At 60.3% G+C, this 15,657-nt stretch carries 17 protein-coding genes and 1 pseudogene; 6 read left to right on the top strand and 12 right to left on the bottom strand.

Annotation, left to right across the window (positions count from 1 at the left end; all coding sequences use genetic code 11):
* Positions 1-446: 446 nt before the first annotated feature.
* Positions 447-2,774 (bottom strand): heavy metal translocating P-type ATPase, encoded by a 2,328-nt coding sequence (locus tag D4754_RS22275; RefSeq protein WP_047997978.1) that lies wholly within the window; start codon positions 2,772-2,774, stop codon positions 447-449.
* Between the two features lie 216 nt (positions 2,775-2,990).
* Here D4754_RS22275 and D4754_RS22270 point away from each other — a divergent pair, with 216 nt between their 5' ends.
* Entirely contained in the window at positions 2,991-5,342 is a 2,352-nt protein-coding gene (locus tag D4754_RS22270) for a heavy metal translocating P-type ATPase (RefSeq protein WP_240453981.1), read from the top strand.
* Positions 5,343-5,403: 61 nt separating this feature from the next.
* The gene (locus D4754_RS22265; protein ID WP_047998128.1) at positions 5,404-5,904 is read left to right on the top strand and encodes a L,D-transpeptidase family protein; all 501 of its coding nucleotides are present in this window, start codon (positions 5,404-5,406) and stop codon (positions 5,902-5,904) included.
* A 25-nt stretch (positions 5,905-5,929) separates the two neighbouring features.
* On the opposite strand, the gene D4754_RS24160 is transcribed toward D4754_RS22265, so the two are convergent.
* The 11 genes from D4754_RS24160 to D4754_RS22215 all read right to left on the bottom strand — a co-directional run bounded on the left by D4754_RS24160 (position 5,930) and on the right by D4754_RS22215 (position 13,566).
* On the bottom strand, positions 5,930-6,094 hold the full coding sequence (locus D4754_RS24160; protein WP_163026031.1) for a hypothetical protein: 165 nt from the start codon (positions 6,092-6,094) through the stop codon (positions 5,930-5,932).
* Positions 6,094-7,587: an apolipoprotein N-acyltransferase gene (gene lnt / locus D4754_RS22260; protein WP_240453980.1), complete on the bottom strand. Its 1,494-nt coding sequence runs from the start codon at positions 7,585-7,587 to the stop codon at positions 6,094-6,096. The genes D4754_RS24160 and lnt overlap by 1 nt, the downstream gene beginning before the upstream one ends.
* Positions 7,588-7,632: 45 nt before the next feature.
* The gene (lspA, locus tag D4754_RS22255) at positions 7,633-8,109 is read right to left on the bottom strand and encodes a signal peptidase II (protein ID WP_114276237.1); all 477 of its coding nucleotides are present in this window, start codon (positions 8,107-8,109) and stop codon (positions 7,633-7,635) included.
* A 3-nt stretch (positions 8,110-8,112) separates the two neighbouring features.
* Entirely contained in the window at positions 8,113-8,895 is a 783-nt protein-coding gene (locus tag D4754_RS22250; protein ID WP_090270173.1) for a ZIP family metal transporter, read from the bottom strand.
* A 10-nt stretch (positions 8,896-8,905) separates the two neighbouring features.
* Complete coding sequence (locus D4754_RS22245) at positions 8,906-9,358, bottom strand: DUF411 domain-containing protein (protein WP_114276236.1); 453 nt, start codon at positions 9,356-9,358, stop codon at positions 8,906-8,908.
* 20 nt (positions 9,359-9,378) lie between these two features.
* Positions 9,379-10,695 carry a M23 family metallopeptidase gene (locus tag D4754_RS22240; RefSeq protein WP_114276235.1) on the bottom strand — a complete coding sequence of 439 codons (1,317 nt, stop codon included), beginning with the start codon at positions 10,693-10,695 and terminating at the stop codon, positions 9,379-9,381.
* A 29-nt stretch (positions 10,696-10,724) separates the two neighbouring features.
* Positions 10,725-11,348 carry an SCO family protein gene (locus tag D4754_RS22235; RefSeq protein WP_093734376.1) on the bottom strand — a complete coding sequence of 208 codons (624 nt, stop codon included), beginning with the start codon at positions 11,346-11,348 and terminating at the stop codon, positions 10,725-10,727.
* An 8-nt stretch (positions 11,349-11,356) separates the two neighbouring features.
* A complete protein-coding gene (locus D4754_RS22230; protein WP_121068277.1) occupies positions 11,357-11,788 on the bottom strand; it encodes a copper chaperone PCu(A)C in 432 nt (143 codons plus the stop codon).
* Between the two features lie 70 nt (positions 11,789-11,858).
* Positions 11,859-12,521: a DsbA family protein gene (locus D4754_RS22225; RefSeq protein WP_121068232.1), complete on the bottom strand. Its 663-nt coding sequence runs from the start codon at positions 12,519-12,521 to the stop codon at positions 11,859-11,861.
* The gene (locus tag D4754_RS22220; RefSeq protein ID WP_121068275.1) at positions 12,518-12,919 is read right to left on the bottom strand and encodes a disulfide bond formation protein B; all 402 of its coding nucleotides are present in this window, start codon (positions 12,917-12,919) and stop codon (positions 12,518-12,520) included. The genes D4754_RS22225 and D4754_RS22220 overlap by 4 nt, the downstream gene beginning before the upstream one ends.
* Before the next feature lie 38 nt (positions 12,920-12,957).
* On the bottom strand, positions 12,958-13,566 hold the full coding sequence (locus tag D4754_RS22215; protein ID WP_420837228.1) for an SCO family protein: 609 nt from the start codon (positions 13,564-13,566) through the stop codon (positions 12,958-12,960).
* Positions 13,567-13,744: 178 nt separating this feature from the next.
* Between D4754_RS22215 and D4754_RS22210 the strand changes: the two genes are divergently transcribed.
* From D4754_RS22210 to D4754_RS22195, 4 genes and pseudogenes are all read left to right on the top strand, one after another.
* On the top strand, positions 13,745-14,173 hold the full coding sequence (locus D4754_RS22210; RefSeq protein WP_024099356.1) for a MerR family transcriptional regulator: 429 nt from the start codon (positions 13,745-13,747) through the stop codon (positions 14,171-14,173).
* Entirely contained in the window at positions 14,170-14,496 is a 327-nt protein-coding gene (locus D4754_RS22205) for a YnfA family protein (protein WP_121068230.1), read from the top strand. The genes D4754_RS22210 and D4754_RS22205 overlap by 4 nt, the downstream gene beginning before the upstream one ends.
* Before the next feature lie 113 nt (positions 14,497-14,609).
* Complete coding sequence (locus D4754_RS22200) at positions 14,610-15,236, top strand: cation efflux transmembrane domain-containing protein (protein WP_121068228.1); 627 nt, start codon at positions 14,610-14,612, stop codon at positions 15,234-15,236.
* Positions 15,237-15,322: 86 nt separating this feature from the next.
* A pseudogene (locus D4754_RS22195) lies at positions 15,323-15,532 on the top strand (transglutaminase-like domain-containing protein); the annotation flags it as partial.
* Positions 15,533-15,657: the final 125 nt, after the last annotated feature.

Raw genomic sequence — 15,657 nt, 5'->3', positions numbered from 1 at the left:
TTTGGTGCGAAAGACACCTGACCCGTCATGCCTTGGGCGGTCTTTGAAGCTCAATGTCCGCATGTTGTCGGTGCGCTGCCGCCTCGGCCCGTGAGAACTCTGCGTTTCCGGGGCTCGGCAAGCTCGCTAGAGTTGCTCGTTTCAGCCCCAGCACAATCGGGGCTACCCGACATTGCATCGTCGAAATGCAAGCAGCATCGCATTCCGGCATGTCCGGGCAGTCATCTGGACAGCAATCGCTTTGCATGACCATCGAAGACCCTGAATCCACGCTTGAAATGGACGCATGACTGATTTGCGCCAGAACAACGCCAATCAAAAGAGTAAGCACAAAAAGGCGCGTTTTGAGTATCATCGGTCAGCTATGTTGGATTTCTGACAGACCAGCAATACACGTTTTGCTGAAATGGATAATTGACCTACTTCACGTTCAAAACGCGGACCCGCTAAAGCTTCAATCGCCTCAGCCTGAGAGCGTTTGCGATGACCGAGACTGAAGAAAGGCTCATCGCGGCTGCGGCGATCATTGGTGACATTAATAGGCCGAAGACCGGGTAGAGGACCCCTGCCGCGATTGGAACACCGAGCGTGTTATAGGCAAACGCCCAGAACAGGTTCTGGCGAATGTTGCGGATCGTCGCCACCGCCAGTGTCCGCGCCTTGACGATGCCGTTCAGATCCCCGCGCAACAGCGTGATGCCCGCACTTTCAACCGCCACGTCCGCGCCCGTACCCATGGCAAGGCCGACGTCCGCTGCGGCTAGGGCTGGCGCGTCGTTGACACCATCACCCGCCATCGCGACCTTTCTGCCTTCGGCGTGCAGCTCGTCGACCAGCGCCTTCTTATCTTCCGGCAGAACGCCGGCCCGAACCTCGTCGATTCCAAGCCGCTGCGCCACGGCGCTGGCGGTGCGTTCGTTGTCACCTGTCGCCATGATGATCCGCAGACCTGCCTCGTGCAGTACCTTGATGGCTTCGGCAGTCGACTCCTTGATCGGGTCGGCCACTGCGACGATGCCGGACAGCTTACCTTCAATGGCTACGAACATGGCGGTCTTACCCTCGGCCCGTAGAACATCTGCCGCTTCCTCCGCCGTAGATGTGTCGAGAGACATGTCGCGCATCATTGCGGTATTTCCAAGTGCGACAGCCCGCCCCAAGACAGTTCCGCGCACGCCTTTTCCGGTCACCGCCTCGAAGTTTTCGGCATTGCCGACCTTGATGCCCTTCTCCATCGCACCCTCCACGATGGCCTCCGCCAACGGGTGCTCCGAGCCTTTTTCCAGGGCGGCAGCTAGGGTTAGAATGGTTTCCTCGCTTTCGTCGCCCAGAGCGGCCACATCGGTCAGCTTCGGCTTCCCCTCGGTCAGGGTACCCGTCTTGTCCACGATCAGCGTATCGACCTTGGCCATGCGTTCCAGAGCTTCGGCGTCCTTGATCAGCACACCCGCCTGTGCACCGCGCCCCGCGGCCGTCGTGATCGAAATCGGGGTCGCCAGACCCAGAGCACAGGGGCAGGCGATGATCAGCACCGACACCGCCGAGGCAATGGCAAAGACCAGAGCAGGTTCGGGTCCGAAGCTCAGCCACGCGACGAATGCGAGCAGCGCGATCAGGACAACGGTCGGCACGAAGTAGGATGAGACCTTGTCGGCAAGACCCTGAATCGGCGCGCGGGACCTACGCGCGTTCGAAACCATCTCGACGATCTGGCTCAGCATCGTGTCGGCACCCACGCGCGCGGCCTCGATGACAAGGGATCCGTTCTTGTTGATCGTGCCGCCGGTGACGGTATCGCCGGGACCTTTTTCGACCGGCAGGGGTTCGCCGGTGATCATGCTCTCGTCGATGGACGACGTACCGTCCATGACCGTGGCGTCGACGGGGATCGCGTCGCCTGGGCGGACCCGCAGACGATCCCCCTCAACGATGTTTTCCAGCGGCGCGTCATACTCTGTGCCGTCGGGCAGGATACGTCGCGCAGTTTTCGGGGCCAGGTCGAGTAGTGCCCGAATGGCATCGCCGGTCCGTTCCCGCGCCCTCAGCTCCAGAACCTGCCCAACAAAAATCAGGGTGATGATGACAACGGCGGCCTCAAAGTAGGTGCCGACCCCCGCGCCCATCCGGTAGACCTCCGGAAACACGCCCGGAAGGAACGTAGCCACCAGCGAATAGATGTAGGCCGCACCGACACCGATGGAGATCAGTGTCCACATGTTGGGCGAGCGGTTCACGATCGACGCCCATCCCCGCTCGAAGAAGGGTTTCGCCGCCCATAGGACGATTGGTGTCGCCAACGCGAACTCGACATAGGTCGCCAGTTGATGCCCGATCCAGTCTCGGACGGGCAGACCGACCAACTCACCCATGGTTAGGATGACCAAGGGAACGGCCGCGGCGGCACTGATCCACATGCGGCGGGTGAAGTCGGTCAGTTCCTCACTGGGTTCATCCGACGGTAACATCGGTTCAAGCGCCATGCCACAGATCGGGCAAGATCCGGGTTCATCACGTACGATTTCAGGGTGCATCGGGCATGTATACTGCGCGCCTGCTTGTGAGGTCATGCGACGATCCGATGCCTTGCCAGAGGCGTAGTAAACTGGATCAGCCTTGAACTTGGTGTGGCACCTGTCGGAGCAGAAATAGAAAATTTCACCGTCATAGTCTGCACGGCGTGCGTCCGGAGAAATTGTGACGGACATGCCGCACACCGGATCCACGGCATGATCCGACGACCGCTCTGACGCATCCTTGCCTACTATCTGATCCATTTCCCAGCCTTTCAAAAACTACACTGGGTCCGCAAATAGTGCTTCCCGTAGATGGAAGGTCAAGTCCAATCGCCTCGCTGTCGCGCCCGAACAGTTCAGAGGAGGTACAGTGCTGATTGTGATGGCCTTAAGCACAGAACATCCCAAGAAACTTCTTGAACCTCTAGCAACTGAAGCTCCTATCTTTGGCTCAACGCTTATTCTCAGAGGTTTCCCATGTCCCACCACGGTCCAGACACGCATCCGCACGGTCATCAGGATGATCGCAAAGACACAAAGGCTTGCTGCGGCCAGACGGCCGAAGACACCGCGCAGGTGGCAGCACCTCCACCATCCTCCGGACGCAGTTTTCGCGTTAACGGGCTGGATTGTGCGGAAGAGGTCGCGATCCTGAACAAGGTCGTCGGGCCGGAAGTCGGCGGCAGCGAGCATCTGGCCTTCGATGTGATCAACGGGCGCATGACCATCCTCAAAAGCGCCAAACCGCTCAGCGACGATAAGATCATCAAGATCGTCGGGTCGACTGGGATGAGCGCGAAGATGTGGGATGCTGAAAGCGCCGAAGCGGACCAGGCGGCCCATTTCGCACGTCAACGCCTCTTCACCGGGCTCAGCGGCGGCTTCTGGGCCGCGGGGTTCCTTTACCACATCGTCGAGACGGGGGCGGGCGGCGCGCTGCGGCTCTTCTCCGGTCATGGCGAGACGTCTATGCCTCTGGTCGAGATGGGGCTGTTCATGCTGGCGGTGGTGTTCGGAGCCTGGCTGGTCGCCCCCAAAGCATGGTCCGCCGCGCGTAGATTTTCGCCTGACATGAATTTGCTGATGATCGTCGCCGTGGCCGGGGCGATCGGTCTGGGCGAGTTTTTCGAGGCGGCAACGGTCGCATTCTTCTTTGCTCTGTCCCTCGCTCTCGAATCCTGGAGCGTGGGGCGTGCGCGCAACGCGGTCTCGGCCCTGTTGGACCTAGCACCACCCACGGCGCGCGTCATTCGTGACGACGGATCGGAGACCGATGTTCCTGCGGCTCAGGTTGCGATCGGTGACCGCTTCGTGGTGCGCGGCGGAGACCGTATCCCGCTCGACGGAGAGGTGACCGAGGGTCGCGGCGATGTTGATCAGGCTCCGATTACCGGGGAAAGTGCTCTTGTGGCAAAGGAAACTGGCGATGAAGTGTATGCCGGAACGATCAACGGCGACGGCACACTGACGGTCAGGGCCACCAAGGCCGCAGGCGATACCGTGCTCTCGAAAATCATCCGTATGGTAGGCGACGCCCATTCGCGCCGCGCCGATGTCGAGCAATGGGTCACGAAATTCGCCCGCATCTACACGCCCATCGTGATGGCGCTGGCGATTCTAATCGCCGTCGTTCCGCCGCTGCTGTTCGCGGGGGCATGGAATTACTGGTTCTACAATGCGCTGGTTCTTCTGGTAATCGCTTGCCCCTGTGCGCTCGTGATTTCTACGCCGGTCTCCATCGTCGCTTCGCTCGCGGCCTCGGCACGCAATGGCGTGCTGATCAAGGGCGGTGCCTATGTGGAGGCTCCGTCACGCCTGACAGCTCTGGCAATGGACAAGACCGGGACGATCACCATGGGAGAACCGGAGGTCGCGGGCCTGCATCCTTTAGGCGGCACGGTCGAACGCGACCTTCTGAGCGCCGCTGTCGCGTTGGAAGCCCGCTCTTCGCATCCTCTGGCGCGGGCCATCCTGGCGCGCGGCGAACGCGACGGGTTTAAGCAGTCGGCGGCTACCGACACCAAAACGGTGCCGGGCCGCGGTGTCGAGGGAACCTGGGAGGGTCAGCCCGTCTGGCTCGGCTCGGATCGATTTGCGACCGAGAAGGGGCTTGGCGAAGCGATCCCCCGCGATCTGCTGGAACGGATCGAAGGGGCTGGCAGCACACTCGTTGCCGTAGGCTCCGCAGACCGCCTGCTGGGCCTGATCGAACTGCGCGACCGCATCCGCCCGGATGCGAAGGGGGTCGTGGCACGCCTGCATGCCCAGGGCGTAAAAAAGATCATCATGCTGACCGGCGACAATGAACGCACGGCGCGCGCCGTGGCGGCGGAAGTCGGCATTGACGAGGTGCGCGCGGAACTGCTGCCCGAAGACAAGGTGACGGCAATCGAGGAACTCGTTGCCAACTATGATATCGTGGCAATGATTGGCGACGGTGTAAACGATGCACCTGCCATGGCGCGGGCGCATTTCGCCATCGCCATGGGTGCGGTCGGATCGGATGCCGCCATTGAGACCGCCGATATCGCCCTAATGACGGACGACATCGCCAAGGTGCCATGGCTGATAGGCCATTCCCGCCGCACCATGAACGTCATCCATCAGAACATCGCTATTGCGCTTGCGACGAAGGCGCTGTTCGTCGGGCTGACAGCGTTCGGCATGGCAACAATGTGGGGTGCCATCGCTGCGGATGTCGGCGTTTCGCTACTGGTAGTCGCCAACGCGCTCAGGCTGCTCCGGGCCAAGAAGGACCGGCCGGACGGGTCCGGGGGAGAGCAAGTGGGAGAGAAGATGGCGCAGGGAGCCCTGGCCCACGGCCATTGATTGATCAGGCATACCGATACCGATATGAGTGGACAGGTAAAAAGATCGAGCGGACGACATGATGAAAACGACACGACGAACGGCACTCTTGGGCGGACTTGCACTTGGCCTTGCAGGGTGCGCCAGCAAATTCCGAACCTACGATGGGCCCGAGGTCACCCGGTTGCAGATGTTCAAAGGTGACCGGAACCTGTTCCTGTTCAACAATACCTCGGTCCTGAAAGCCTACAGGATAGACCTCGGTTTCGCGCCCGAGGGGCCCAAGCAGTTCGAGGGTGACGGGAAAACACCCGAAGGGGCTTACACCGTCGACCGACGCAATCCCGACAGTCTGTTCCATCTCTCCATCGGAATCTCTTATCCGAACGAGGCCGATATCGCCTTCGCCGCTGCACAGGGACGTGAGCCAGGCGGCGACATCTTCATCCATGGCGGGCCACGACCCGGGATCGACGCGATCAAGCCAGACTGGACGGCGGGTTGCATCGCGGTGTCGGACCGCGAAATTGAGGATATCTACGCGATGGTGCGGGACGGGACGCCGATCGACATATTCGCCTAGCGCCTATCCGGCCTTGGACGGCGGTTCATAGAACCCGTGCAAGAACGATCGAGGCGAACAACGCCAGGAGTCCGAATGCGATCGCGGAACTTGCCGCGTACTGGGCGATGTCCAGCCTGTTGCCGCCACGCTTCTTGGCGAGATATCCGCCCCATGCGGCTCCCGCCACTGCTCCAAAGACTACGATCATTACGCGTTTTCCTTTCCGACAGTCAATCCAATGGCACCCGCGATGCACGCTGCCAAAACGAGCAGGAACATCATCTGCCCGCATTTCGCGAATGGCGTGGCCGGGAGCGCAGCTGGCAAGCGGGCGTCCAGCACGCCGGTCTCGTCCAGCCCGAGGCGGGCGACGATCCGGCCGTACCCATCGATAACTGCTGAAATGCCCGTGTTGGCCGCGCGAACCATCGGCAGCCCCTCTTCAACCGCGCGCATCCTGGCAGAGGCCAGATGTTGCCGGGGACCGAGAGACGCACCGAACCAAGCGTCATTGGTGGCGTTGAATATCCAGTCCGGACGCGAAGCGGCGTCTACGACACGTCCCGGAAAAATGGCCTCGTAGCAGATCGAAAGGCCGACCGGAGATAAACCGGGTAGCTCAACGGTCTGGGGGCCGGGACCGGGCGTGAAGTCCCCAAGCCCTGCGGTCAATCGCTGGATCGGAAGAAAACTCCGCAGGGGAACGTATTCCCCGAACGGCACGAGATGATGCTTGGCGTATCTCGTGACGATCTGTCCGGTCTGATCGACCGCGAGGATCGAATTTCTGTAGCGTGTGCCAGTGCCGTCCGACTCGCGCGTCTGTGCACCGGTCAGAAGAACGCGGCCCTCAGGCAGACGTTCGGCAATTCGACCCAACATTTCAGGATTCTCATCAAGATAACCGGGAAATGCACTTTCAGGCCAGAGAAGGACGTCGAAGCTGCCAGACTGCGCAGACAGGTCCAGATAGCGGGATATGTTCCGTTCGCGGAACGCGGGGTCCCATTTCTCCGTCTGAGGAATGTTTCCCTGAACGATCCTGACGGTTGTGTCTGTTGGCGGTGTGGTGGCCATAAGGCGAACCGTACCGAGGGTTCCGGCACCCCCCACCACCGACATGAAAACAAATGCGGCGAACGCATTTTGCCGACGATTCCGCATGAGGAGCGTTACGGGCAAGACCGACAGCAGAACTGTGAGGAGGCCAAGTCCGTAGCTGCCAACCCATGCGGCCATTTGGCGTGGAATATCGTAGTCGGCCCATGCATAGGCAATCAGGTTCCAGGGGAAGCCTGTCAGCATGGTGCCGCGCAGCCATTCAGAAACCGACCAGCAGACCGCGAAGATCAATGCGCCGGAGACACCTTTCGTCCTGCTCCATGCGAACGCTGCCATTGCCGCCGCCGGGAACAGCGCAAGGCCGGCGGCCAGTCCAGCCACCGCAGGAACGGCCATCCAGCCGAACCGCTCCGCGTCGACGAAAAAGCTTTCCGCGATCCAGGACAATCCGAACAGGAAGAAGCCAACGCCGAACGCCCATCCGGCAAGTCCGGCCCGCATGCGGCTCTCTCCGACCGTGAGGAGATACAGCGCGCCAAACGCGACGGGCAAAAGCACCGGCATCGAGAATGGTGGCAGAGCGAGAACCGCCAAAGCGCCGAGACCGAATGCACAGAATGTGAGGATGATACCTGACATTCTGGAAATGCGGAGAACAGTGATGCCGATTGAAATCACCGAGATCTATCTTGAGGTTTCGGACGCAGCGACCTTTTCGCGCCCCGAGAAGATCAGTAAAATCCCCACGCCGCAGACCACGAAGACATCCGCGAGGTTGAACGCTGGCCAATGCGCCGTTCCGAGATAGAAATCCAGAAAGTCGGTCACACCGCCAAAGCGAAAACGATCCACGACATTCCCAAGAGCGCCGCCGATCACCATGCCGTAGGCAACCGCCTCGGCTGCCTGCGTTGCCCGGATCAGTGAAACGACGAGGAACAGAACGACGGCGGTGGCGACCAATGCAAGGACCCACCACGGCACATTTTGAAAGAACCCAAAGGTCACGCCGTAGTTGCGGTGGAAGATCAGGTTGAAGCCGGGGAACACAGCGACGCCGGGGGCGAGCGTTTCCGCATTCGCGAGCACGAACGCCTTCGATGCCTGATCGGCGGCGAGCGCCGCGACAGCTGTGCAAATGCCAATGGAGCGAATTGCCATGAATCACCCCAACCAGACATCTAGGAACAGCATGACGACGAGGCCGATCGCGAGCCCGGTCGTCGCCTGCTTCTGGTGGCCGCTGCGATGGGTTTCCGGGATGATCTCGTGGCTGATGACATAGAGCATCGCGCCCGCCGCAAAAGCCAGACCCCAGGGCAAGAGAGGCTGCGCCACGACGATCACCGCGGCACCAAGAAAGCCCGTGACGGGTTCGACCAAACCAGTCAGTGCTGCGATGCCGAACGCGCGGCCCGCCGAGTATCGCTCGCCCAGTAGGGCGACTGCAACAGCCAGCCCTTCAGGCGCATTCTGCAATCCGATCCCGAGAGCGACGGGAAATCCGCCTGTAAAACCATCAGCTCCGAACGCAACGCCGACGGCCAAACCCTCCGGCGCATTGTGGATCGTGATGGCGATGATGAAGAGCCAGACACGGCGCAGCGAGACCGCCTCCGGGCCTTCGCGCCCGCTGCTGAAATGCTCATGCGGGATCATTTCGTTCATCATGGCGACCGCGCCCATGCCCATCAGGATCGCAGCACAGACGATCAGCGCCGGTATCGCGCCATCCCCGTATCGGCCCTCCGCTGCGTCGAGTGCCGGTATAATGAGAGAAAAGAAAGACGCGGCAAGCATGACCCCGGCGGCAAAGCCGAGCGAAATATCGCGCCATTTGCGTGACGGGGTCTTGCCGAGAAGCACGGGCGTCGCCCCGACGGCGGTCATGAGACCGGCGGCCAGGCTGCCTAGAAAGCCCAGTGCGACTGGTGAGAGTGTTGTGATTTGCTCCACTTTAACTCGCCGGATAGGACGAAAAGATCTCAGTGGAGCCGTCGGATTTCACCAGAAAGACATCGTAGGCTTCGGCATCGTCGCCGAAATCCATGCCGGGCGAGCCGATGGGCATGCCGGGCACGGCCAGGCCTATGGCATCGGGACGTTCTTCAAGCAGTCGAGTAATATCGGCTGGCGGAACGTGACCCTCGATGGTGTAGCCTTCGACGGTCGCCGTGTGACAGGAGAACATATCGACGGGAATACCGCGATCCATCTTCAGACGGATCAACGCCCCGCCCATATTCTCACCTTCAGGGGCAAAATCGGCCTCGGACAGCTTTTCCATCCAGGCAAGGCAACAACCGCAGCCGCGCGTCTTTCCGACGTGGATAGCGGTCTGGGCGGTTACTGCCGTCGCGGCAGCAATCATGAGGGTCGCAGCGGCCAAGGTTTGAAACCTGTTTTTCATCGGAATTCCTTTCAAATCAGTCATGTGTCTTCGCGAAGAAAGGTCGCGAACCGTGTGCGCGTCTCTTCAAGGATTTCAGTGGCGTCCGCAGTGTCGAAATTTTCCGCAGAGGCGAGCAATTCCTCCCCGAGCGGATCGATAGGTCGGCCGTCCACGCGCACTTCGTAGTGAAGGTTCGGAGCTGTCGCCGTGCCTGTCTCACCGACCTGGCCAATCGTTTCGCCCGCGACCACGCGGTTTCCGACGGCCAGACCCTCCGGCACAGCGCTGAGGTGCGCATAGCGGGTCATTGTGTCTGACCCGTGCGCGATCTCGACCACCCGGCCATACCCGCTCCGCCATCCGATGAAGGAGACCCGTCCGGGTGCGGTCGCTGCAATCGGTGTCCCCGCAGCGGCGGCATAATCGACACCTGTGTGCATCCGCATATTGCCGTAGATCGGATGCTTGCGCTGCCCGAAGACCGACGACAGTCGTGCGCCTTCCACCGGCGGCGCGACCGTCCGCAGGATTTCACCATTCAAATAGACCGTTGCCCGCCCGCTGTCTTCGGCTGACCAGAGGATTTCGAAGCGGTCGTCGGCCAGATCGAGGGCCGCATAGGAGATTGACGGTTGACCGACCTCTGAACCATCGCGAAGGACGGTCTGACCCCAAAGGATATTCAGGGTCTCTCCGCCTTGAAGATCCCTGCGAAAGTCGACCGTTTCCCCGAGGATTTGTGCGAGATCGACGGCAAAACGGGCCGGGACGCCTGCTCGATCCAGCGAAGCGTAGATCGACCCGTTTACCAGCAGCTGGCTCGCACGCTCGACTGTCAACGCGCTCGGCGTTACCGTCCGACTCGCAATGGTGTCGTCCAGGGTGACTTCGATCCGCACACCGTCATCGACAGCCAACGTCACAACGGATGGCGTTCCGTCCGGGCGAAAGTCGACGCTGAGACGATGGCCCGGTCGAAGGCGGCGCAGGTCGTATTCAACCGTCAGTGCCAGTGCGACTTCGGTCCGTGTTTGCGCATCCATGTCCGCGAGAGAGAGAAGCACGTCCAATGTGTCACCCGCCTCGACCGTCGCCTCCCAAGGCGGCGTGGCGAGGGCCTGAACAAGCGCCATCAGATTATCTGGCTCGGCCCGTTCGAGTGCGGGAAACTCAGGCGGCTGAAAAGCGGCCGGAAGCATATTCGGCATCGTCTCGCCAGATGCGTTGACGCCTGGTCCATCGAGAGGTTCGGGTGGACTGTCCAAGGCTACCGGAGCCTCGGAAAAGATGTACTCGGACGGCGCCTCCAGGATCAAAGCCCGGCTCGCTATCGTGCTGACCGCTGCCGCGGCCATTGTCGTTCCCAGAACGATATGTCTCAGTTTCAAGATTCTGCCCTCTCGGTTCTGTTCTGCATCGCGCGCCTTATCTTCGGCACGGCGAATTCGCGTGGTTCGTGATAGTCGATGGTGGTGACGAAGCGACCTGTCGCATCGAACAAGAAAACACCCGCCGTGTGGTTCATCGTATATTCGCCGTTTTCCCCCTCAACCTTCTCATAGGTGGCACGGAAACCATCGGCGATGGCCGCGATCTGGTCTGGCAAGCCCGTCCATCCTTGTATCTGCGGATGGAAATACGAGACATACTCGGCCATGGCCTCGACCGTGTCGCGGTCCGGATCTACGGTGATGAAAACGGTATTCAGGTCTTCGGCGTCCGGCCCAATCTCGTCGAGCCATCCGGAAATGTCCGAGAGGGTCGTCGGGCAAACGTCGGGGCAATAGGTGAATCCGAAGAAGACCAGACTCGGCTCGCCGATGAGGGTTTCCGGGCCGACATCCCGACCATCCTGATCCGTCAGGCTGAATTCCATAGCAGTCAGCGGTAGAGACCGCTTGCCCGGCGCGGAGTCAGCGCCAGGCCCATCTACCTGCCACCAGCCGACAAACAGGGCGGCAAAGACCGCCGCCGCTCCGATCGCTGCGATTTTGGCCACCCTCATCATCAGCCGGATCAGCCTTCGGGGCCGCGTGCGCCGATGCCAAGGACCGGGACGGTGATTTCAAGCTCTGTTCCATCGGAAAAGAGCAGGGTCAGCGGAAAGGTCTCCCCCTCGACGAGCGGAGATTGCAGTTGCATCAGCATGGCGTGATATCCGCCGGGTTCAAGGGCGAACATACCCCCGGGCGGGATCACGATATTGTCCGCCGGAGCCATGATGCTGACGCCCTCAGAATTGGTTCTGGTTTCGTGGATCGAAGCCATGCCGGAGATCTCCGCGCGAAGACCGATAAGGGAGATCTGATCGCTGCCCTCGTTCCGAACGGTCAGATAGGCCCCGCCGGGCCGCGACATTCCAAGGCTCGCGCGCGCCCAGGGGCTCTCGACCACAATCGATGCGTTCTCTGACAACTGCTGCGCTGAGGATGCCATTGGCAAGCCCATCAGAAGAGCGACAGACAGGCTCTGGATTGCCTTTGCGAAGGTTTTGAACACGTTGGGTCTCCTGTTCGTTCTAGTTTGTTGCCGCAGCCTCGACTTCGGCTTGGACGAGCGACAAGAGCTGCTCCGCACCGAACTCTGGCAAAGGCTTACCGTTGACGAAGAACGTCGGTGTGCCTTGGATTCCGACAGCTTCGACGTCTGCCCGGTCTTGATTGAGGACGCCGACGATGCTGGGTGACATGATCTGATTTGCGGCGGCGTCTGTGTCCAAGCCCGCCGCTCCGGCGATCTCCATGATGCGCTCAGCTGCCGGAGCGCCGTGAGAGGCCCAGGCGGGCTGATTTTCAAGCAGCGCTTCCAGCACGGGAACAAAAACGTCCTGCAACCGGGCCGCTTCCAGCACCTTGATTGCCAGCTCGGACCCCTCGCCGTGGAACGGCGTGTAGCGCATGACGACGCGCACATCGTCGGGGTATTGCGTCAGTATCTGCTTCACGATGGGATGGAAGGCGCGGCAGGCCTCGCAGGCTGGGTCGAAGAACTCCACGATGGTCACTGGCGCATCCTCACGCCCGAGTATGGGAGAATAGGACCGAACAAGACGATCCTGTTGTTCCAGTGGAGCGGCTGTCGCCACGGGGGTCGGATCGGGACGCGATACGAACCAAGCACCAGCCACGAAAACGACCATTAGCAGAGTGAGTATCGCGAGCAGAAGTGTCTTTCGGTTCATATTGATATCCGTCGAAGTTGAATGAGAAGGACAAGGATCGCCCCGAACGTCAGCAGGGACAGCAGAGGGATCGGGATACCGACGAGCAGCATTGCATCATCGGTGCAGGAGGGCCCGGACGCGGTGCAGGGCACGATCGGCGCAGGCACGATCCCGGCGTAAAGCAGGGAATGGTAGAGGGCGACGGCACCGCCCAGAACCGCGAGAGGCGCGGCATAGCGCCAGATCGAGAGGTCGGCGCGCCACGCCGCCACCCCCAGGATGACCGCGAGCGGGAACATGAAGGCACGCTGGAACCAGCATAGATTGCAGGGAGTCTGCCCCAGAACCTCTCCGATGAAGAGCACGGCAAGCGACGCGGACAAGGCGACGAACCATGCCGCAAAGAGGAAAGCCATCGGGCTCGCGGCGCGTGGCGTTGCGTCTGGGCCAGCTGTCACGCGCCGATCCTTTCGCGAAGATCAGTAACGATCAGTCCGGGTTCCTCGTCGTATTCGTAGATGCGGACAAATTCGCCTTCCGGATCGAACAGGAGGAAGGACGACGTATGCCCCATCGTATAGCCGTCGGGCGCCGAGGCTTCCTCGATCTTCTGGTAGTAGATCTTGAAGGTCTCGGCAGTGCGTTCGATTTGGTCCGGCGGTCCGCTCAACCCAAGGATTCCCTGACCAAACTGGGGAACGTAGTTGGCCAGAGCGCTTGGCGTATCCCTTTCAGGGTCGACCGTGATGAACAGGGGCTGGACGGCGGAACCTTGGGTGCCGAGCTCGTCCATGACCTGCGCGATGGTTGCGAGCCCCATGGGACACACGTCGGGGCAGTTCGCAAATCCGAAAAAGACGAGCATCCAGCGCCCTCGGAAATCCTCGTCGGTCTGCACCATACCGGTATGGTCCGTCAGCTCAAAATCCGCAGTGAAACTCTCGGCCTCAGGATCGACACGCGCGGCGACCGGTCCCTGATTGCGTTCAGTCATCCAAAGCGTGGCTGACACCGCCGCAGCGAAAACCACTGCCGACCAGAGAACTATCCGGACCTTCTTCATTGCTTGCGCTACCCACCTGTTCAGTTTGTCTGTGCGCGGGCTACAAGCTACAGCAGATAGAGGTTCAAGCGAAAAGTTACTTTTTGTTGTCCGAAGTCACACCAAAGTGAAACCTTTGTCTTTTCAATGGAGTTGGCTCTTCAGTAAGCTACAGTCTTTGTAGATTGAAGGATCGCACATGCTGGCAATTGGAACACTCTCGCGGAGAACCGGAACCAAGGTTCAGACGATCCGCTACTACGAAGAAATCGGTTTGATGAACGAGGCCGGAAGGACCGCAGGCGGCCAGCGCCGGTACTTTGAAAAGGACCTCGACCGGCTGGCTTTCATCCGGCACTCACGCCAGCTCGGATTTTCGCTCGACTCCATCCGGGAGCTGCTGGACCTCTCGGACAACCCGTCCCAATCCTGCGCGGAGGCGGATTCGATCGCGCGTCGGCAACTCCACCAAGTCGAACAGCGGATCAAGCGTCTGCAAGCGCTTAAGAAGGAATTGAAACGCATGGTCGCCGAGTGCGACGGTGACAGCGTTGCGGAGTGCAAGGTTCTGGAGGTCCTTCGAGACCATGCGGAATGTCTCACCGAGCACGACGAGATTGGGGCTTGAACGCCGCAATTGCCTATCCGCTGGCTGCTGTCGCGGAGATCAGCGGGTGTTTCGCCATCTGGGCGTGGTGGCGTCTTGGGGCATCACCGCTCTGGCTCGTACCTGGCATATTCGCGCTCGCGCTTTTCGGCTGGTTGCTGGCGCAGGTCGAAACCAGCGCAGCGGGCCGCGCTTTCGCAGCCTACGGCGGCATCTACATCGGGGCCTCCATGTTCTGGATGTGGTTCGTCGAGGGCCAGCGACCTGACAGATGGGACTTCATAGGGACGTCTATCTGTTTGATCGGTGCCGCGATTATTCTTTCGGTGCCGAGAGAGACGTAGATAAATTCTCTTGGATCTACAGTCGCTAGAGGTTCTATATATCTTTTTGATAGCGGCATCCGAAGAGGGCGTTTCTGCCCCCTTTCTTAGAAATCGGAAGGTTTGCCAGTTCGATGGTCGAAAGCGAATTCAGCGGGAAGAATGAAAAAGAGCGCCAGACGCTCTGGATTGTTCTCGGTCTCAATCTCGCAATCGCTGCGGGGTTCTTCGCCACGGGAGCCATCGGCGATTCCAGCGCCCTGATCGCCAATGGTCTCGACAACACATCCGACAGCCTCGTCTATGGCATCAGCCTTCTGGCCTTGTCCCGGTCGTCGAAGTGGAAGCGGGGTGCCGCAAACGTATCCGGCGGATTGCTTCTGATCTTTGCGGTTGGCATTCTGATTGACGCTTGGCGGCGCTATGTTGGCGGTTCCGAACCGCTCGGAACTCTGATGATCGCAATGTCGCTGGTCGCTGTGGTCGTCAACCTCGCCTGCATCTGGCTGCTCGGGCGACTGAAGGAACCGGACGTGAACATCCGGGCCGCCAACACCTTCAGCCTCAACGATTTCGCATCGAACGGCGGCATCCTGATCGCGGGCGGTCTCGTTTGGTGGTTGGGCAGCAACTGGCCCGACCTCGTTGTCGGGGTCGCGGTGGCCGGCATCGCTGCGTGGGGCGGCATAGGCATCCTGCGGGACGCGCATGACGAGCATGACGAGCATCACAAGGCAGTTCACAATCACCAACCAGAATAGTCTCTCGCGTCGCGACAAGATAAAGGTTGAAGCTACAGTGACTGTAGAAACTATCATCTTTGCATAGTTGATTCTAGGAAACGCTCGTGACCCCTGTTGACCCGCTGCTTTCGTCCACGCCACTCTTGGATTTCAGGCATCCTTCACTTGCCACTCTGATCGCCGACCGGGGCTGGGGAACCTTGCCGCTGCATGATCGAATTGGTGCAATCTACGACTTCGTGCGAAACGAGATCGACTTTGGCTATAACCGCGCCGACGACATTCCTGCCTCCGAAGTGCTCGAAGACAGATATGTGAATCTCGGAGGCAAACTGGGCCACGGAAACGGTGGGATTACCTGACCGTCGCGGAGTAAAATTCCGCCATTCTGACACCCGAGGCGGAAGCTGAGGGTCGGGAGATGTATTCTGTGGAATTG

The sequence above is a fragment of the Chachezhania antarctica genome, from assembly GCF_003646465.1.
In the GTDB taxonomy this organism is placed as follows: domain Bacteria; phylum Pseudomonadota; class Alphaproteobacteria; order Rhodobacterales; family Rhodobacteraceae; genus Chachezhania; species Chachezhania antarctica.
The sequence above is the reverse complement of the archived record's forward strand: the minus strand, read 5'-3'. Positions and strand labels throughout refer to the sequence as shown.

Bases quoted from the DNA above. Each gene is read 5' to 3' on its own strand.
- D4754_RS22275 (WP_047997978.1), bottom strand. From the start codon at position 2,774: ATGGATCAGATAGTAGGCAAGGATGCGTCAGAGCGGTCGTCGGATCAT.
- D4754_RS22270 (WP_240453981.1), top strand. From the start codon at position 2,991: ATGTCCCACCACGGTCCAGACACGCATCCGCACGGTCATCAGGATGAT.
- D4754_RS22265 (WP_047998128.1), top strand. From the start codon at position 5,404: ATGAAAACGACACGACGAACGGCACTCTTGGGCGGACTTGCACTTGGC.
- D4754_RS24160 (WP_163026031.1), bottom strand. From the start codon at position 6,094: ATGATCGTAGTCTTTGGAGCAGTGGCGGGAGCCGCATGGGGCGGATAT.
- lnt (WP_240453980.1), bottom strand. From the start codon at position 7,587: ATGTCAGGTATCATCCTCACATTCTGTGCATTCGGTCTCGGCGCTTTG.
- lspA (WP_114276237.1), bottom strand. From the start codon at position 8,109: ATGGCAATTCGCTCCATTGGCATTTGCACAGCTGTCGCGGCGCTCGCC.
- D4754_RS22245 (WP_114276236.1), bottom strand. From the start codon at position 9,358: ATGAAAAACAGGTTTCAAACCTTGGCCGCTGCGACCCTCATGATTGCT.
- D4754_RS22240 (WP_114276235.1), bottom strand. From the start codon at position 10,695: ATGGCCGCGGCAGCGGTCAGCACGATAGCGAGCCGGGCTTTGATCCTG.
- D4754_RS22235 (WP_093734376.1), bottom strand. From the start codon at position 11,348: ATGATGAGGGTGGCCAAAATCGCAGCGATCGGAGCGGCGGCGGTCTTT.
- D4754_RS22230 (WP_121068277.1), bottom strand. From the start codon at position 11,788: ATGGGCTTGCCAATGGCATCCTCAGCGCAGCAGTTGTCAGAGAACGCA.
- D4754_RS22225 (WP_121068232.1), bottom strand. From the start codon at position 12,521: ATGAACCGAAAGACACTTCTGCTCGCGATACTCACTCTGCTAATGGTC.
- D4754_RS22220 (WP_121068275.1), bottom strand. From the start codon at position 12,919: ATGGCTTTCCTCTTTGCGGCATGGTTCGTCGCCTTGTCCGCGTCGCTT.
- D4754_RS22215 (WP_420837228.1), bottom strand. From the start codon at position 13,566: ATGAAGAAGGTCCGGATAGTTCTCTGGTCGGCAGTGGTTTTCGCTGCG.
- D4754_RS22210 (WP_024099356.1), top strand. From the start codon at position 13,745: ATGCTGGCAATTGGAACACTCTCGCGGAGAACCGGAACCAAGGTTCAG.
- D4754_RS22200 (WP_121068228.1), top strand. From the start codon at position 14,610: ATGGTCGAAAGCGAATTCAGCGGGAAGAATGAAAAAGAGCGCCAGACG.